Raw genomic sequence first — 2,859 nt, 5'->3', positions numbered from 1 at the left:
GGCTGGATCCCCAGCTCCCTTGCCACCCGCATCAGCGGGCGGCCGCTGCTCTCGAGCAGCCCTACCGCCTCTCGCTTGAGCTCCTCCGTGAACTCACACCGCGTCGTCATGATCAGGGCACCTCGCTCCCTCAGGAGCTTATCCGAGGTGTCCACCACCACAGGGGAGGGTCATCCTTGCGCGAGCACGTGCTGGCGTACTCCCGCAGTGCTGTCCGCCCCGCATACGGTTGCAAGTTCTTGGCAACTCGCTCGACACAGGCGTGTAAGTGCCCTTAGATTTCGTTAAGTTCAGGGAAATGTGCCGTGACAGCTTCCATTCGTGAGCAGGAATGGTTGCGTCAAAGAGATGTCTTAGCCCGTTTTGGAGAACTAGCCCTTCAGTCCGACAACATTGGCGAGATCCTGCAGGAAGCTTGCTACCTCGTGGGCCAGGCTTTGGGGACCGACATCGCCAAGGTGATGGAGTTGCAAGAGGACGGCACCACCCTGCTCATCAAGGCAGGTGTTGGTTGGCCCACAGGAGTGGTGGGCAAGGTCACGGTCCAGGCCGACCAAGGCTCGTCTGAAGGTCATGCCCTGCGGACCGGCAAGGCCGTCATCTCCGAGGACATCGAGACCGAGAAGCGATTTGAGTACGCTGGTTTCATCAGGGATGCTGGTGTGCGAGCGCTGGTGAACGTCATCATCATTGGCGGGAAGGATCAGCCAGCCTACGGCATCCTGCAGGTGGATAGCCGCGTACCCCGTCGGTTCACGGAAGACGACACGAAGTTCCTGCGCGGTTACGCCAACCTGGTTGCTGCCGCGGTAAGCCGCCTACGCAAAGTCGCGGAGATGCGTGAGAGCGAGGCGCGGCTGCGGGTGAGCGAGGCACGCTACCGCGCTCTGGTGACCGCGACCTCCAACGTCGTGTACCGCATGAGTCCTGACTGGACCGAGATGCAACAGCTCGACGGCCAGGGCTTCCTATCCGACACAGTAAGCCCAAGCAAGGCCTGGATGCTCGGATACATTTATCCGGATGACCAGTCCCAGGTGACGGGGTCAATACAGGAAGCGATTTGGACGCGGGGTACGTTTGACTTGGAGCATCGCGTTTGCCGTGCGGATGGAACTGTTGGCTGGACGCACTCTCGTGCGGTCCCACTCTTCAACCAGCAAGGTGAGATCACGGAATGGTTCGGGGCAGCTAGCGACGTAACCGAGTTCAAGCGGGTCGAGGCGGCGCTGATCGAGGGCGAAGGGCGTCTGCGAACGCTGATGGAGGGCATCCCGCTGCTCGTCTGGCGCTCTGACGGTGAGGGAAAGTGGACCTGGGCTAGCCCGCAGTGGCTAGAATACACGGGCCAGAGCCAGGAGGAAAGTCGCGATTGGGGATGGCTGCAGGCGGTCCACCCTGACGATCATGAGCGGGCGCGGCAGGCATGGCATGAGGCAGGCACAAATGGGCTACTCAATGTCGAGTTCCGGGTGCGCCGCGCAGCTGACGGCAATTGGCGGTGGCATCAGACTCGCTCTGTCCCAGTTCGCGGCACACCGGAGCCAGGGCACCCTGAAGGTCGCACTCTCGAATGGCTCGGCACCACGACCGATATCCAGGATCTCAAGCACCTTCAGGGACAGCAGACCGTACTGCTGGCCGAACTGCAGCACCGCACGAGAAATCTTCTCGCCGTGGTGCGCAATGTCGCCCGCCGCAGCATCGGTCCTTCGCCTGGCCGCAGCCAGTATGATGCTCGCCTCGCTGCCATTGGCAGGGTGCAGGGCTTCCTGGCACGAAGCAGTTCCTGGAGTGTGGCGCTGCAGGAGCTTGTGAGGGCTGAACTCCTCGCGGCAGGGGACGGGACATCGGATCGGGTCACCGTCGAGGGACCATCGGTGAACCTGCCTGGCGAGGAGGTGCAGCCGATGGCCCTTGCCCTGCATGAACTCGCGACGAACGCGGTTAAGTACGGTGCCATTGCACAGCCCTCCGGCCACCTGTCGGTCACCTGGCGTTTGGAAGGACCCGACAGCGCTGCACAGCTGGTGCTGGAGTGGCGAGAGAGCGGGGTGGCGATGTCGAGCGGCCGCCCTGAGCGCCAGGGTTACGGAACCGAACTCATCACCCGTGCACTGCCGTACCAGCTCAAGGCGGAGACGCATCTTGAGTTCACGTCCGATGGGGTGCGCTGCACCATCGCCCTGCCTGCGGGCACGTTCAGAAACGAGGATGGACGAGAATGACCGAAGCTGCCCCCGTGAGCTTGCGGCAATGTCGTGTCCTTGTTGCCGAGGACGAGTACATGATCGCTGACGAGATCGCCGAAGCGCTTGTGGATGCAGGTGCCGTGGTGCTCGGGCCCATTTCGACGGTGAAGGAGGCCCTCGATCTTATCAAGGCGGAGCCCGAGATCGACGGGGCGTTGTTGGACGTGAACCTCAAAGGCGAGACGAGTTGGCTCGTCGTGGATGCACTCCTCGCGCGCCGAGTGCCGATGGTGCTCGCAACAGGCTACGAGGCGAGTGCGATCCCACCCCTCTACGTCGACCTTCCGCGATGCGAAAAGCCTGTGGGGATGACCGATCTCACTCGTGCGATTGCGCGCCAAATCGCTAACCTGAAGCATTAGCTGACAACCTGCTGCGGTCACCAGACAGGGCATCTCAGGCAGGGGTCTACTTGATTTAGTAGTTTAGCATTATACGACGCGGGAGCCGAGTTGCGCTAAGTGGGACTTGGCGGGTCCTGGGCGGTTCTGAATCGACAAAGTCAGGGCCACCGGTTCTGTTGCGGCCTTGCGGCGTCCCACTGACTGGGTACAAGCCGCAGTATGGCGAGACGGCGGAGAGTGGCCTCGGTGAGACTGGATCAATG

Annotated in this window: 3 protein-coding genes; 2 read left to right on the top strand and 1 reads right to left on the bottom strand. The window is 62.0% G+C overall.

Annotation, left to right across the window (positions count from 1 at the left end; all coding sequences use genetic code 11):
- The coding region (locus BO39_RS35620; RefSeq protein WP_478212689.1) for a transposase at positions 1-113 on the bottom strand (113 nt) is incomplete at its 3' end.
- A gap of 192 nt (positions 114-305) precedes the next feature.
- Between BO39_RS35620 and BO39_RS29145 the strand changes: the two genes are divergently transcribed.
- Positions 306-2,228, top strand: a complete 1,923-nt coding sequence (locus tag BO39_RS29145; protein WP_084698676.1) for a PAS domain-containing protein — start codon at positions 306-308, stop codon at positions 2,226-2,228.
- Entirely contained in the window at positions 2,225-2,614 is a 390-nt protein-coding gene (locus BO39_RS29140; protein WP_043840380.1) for a response regulator, read from the top strand. The genes BO39_RS29145 and BO39_RS29140 overlap by 4 nt, the downstream gene beginning before the upstream one ends.
- Positions 2,615-2,859: the final 245 nt, after the last annotated feature.

The organism is Roseomonas aerilata DSM 19363 (genome assembly GCF_000711725.1).
In the GTDB taxonomy this organism is placed as follows: Bacteria; Pseudomonadota; Alphaproteobacteria; order Acetobacterales; family Acetobacteraceae; genus Roseomonas; species Roseomonas aerilata.
Note: the sequence above shows the minus strand (reverse complement) of the source record. Positions and strands in the feature narration are given on the sequence as shown.

Bases quoted from the DNA above. Each gene is read 5' to 3' on its own strand.
- BO39_RS29140 (WP_043840380.1), top strand. From the start codon at position 2,225: ATGACCGAAGCTGCCCCCGTGAGCTTGCGGCAATGTCGTGTCCTTGTT.